1 protein-coding gene is annotated in these 557 nt (G+C 24.8%); it reads left to right on the top strand.

Translation table 11 applies throughout. The features are described 5' to 3' along the window. The coding region (locus tag DNK85_RS12775; protein ID WP_208123202.1) for a hypothetical protein at nucleotides 1-191 on the top strand (191 nt) is incomplete at its 5' end. Nucleotides 192-557: the final 366 nt, after the last annotated feature.

Below are 557 nucleotides of genomic sequence, written 5' to 3'. Positions count from 1 at the left end.
GAAAAAAAAAAGAAAAAAAAAAAAAAAGAAAAAAAAAAAAAAAAAAAAAAGGAAAAGAAGAAAGAGAAAAAAAAAAAAAAAAAAAGGAAAAAGAAGATATAAAAAAAGGAAAAGAGAGGAAAGGAAGAGAAAAAAAAGAAGAAAAGAAGAAGAAAGAAGAGAGGAAAAAAAAAAAAGGAAAGAGAAAGTAATATAGAAGAAAAGAGATTGATAAAGGAAAAAAAAAGAAAAAAGAGAAGAAGAAAAAAGAAAAAAAAAAAGCAAAAGGAAAGGAAAGAAGAAAAAAAAAGATAAGGAAGGAAGAAAAGGGAAAAGGGAAAGAAAGGGAAGGAAGAAAAGAGAAAAAAGGAGAAAAAAAAAAGAAAAGAAGGGAGGGAAAGGGAAAGAAGGAAAAAGAAAGAGAAAAAAAAGAAGTAAAAAAAAAAGAAAGAAAAAGAGAAAAAAAAGGAAAAAGGAAAAAGGAAGCAGAGATAAGAAGCGAAATAAAAGAAGAGAAAAAAAGGAAAAAAGAAAGAGGAAAAAGAAAGAAGGAAAAAGGAAAAAGAAAAAGAGAAAAA

The organism is Cysteiniphilum halobium, from assembly GCF_003574425.1.
In the GTDB taxonomy this organism is placed as follows: domain Bacteria; phylum Pseudomonadota; class Gammaproteobacteria; order Francisellales; family Francisellaceae; genus Caedibacter; species Caedibacter halobius.
Note: the sequence above shows the minus strand (reverse complement) of the source record. Positions and strands in the feature narration are given on the sequence as shown.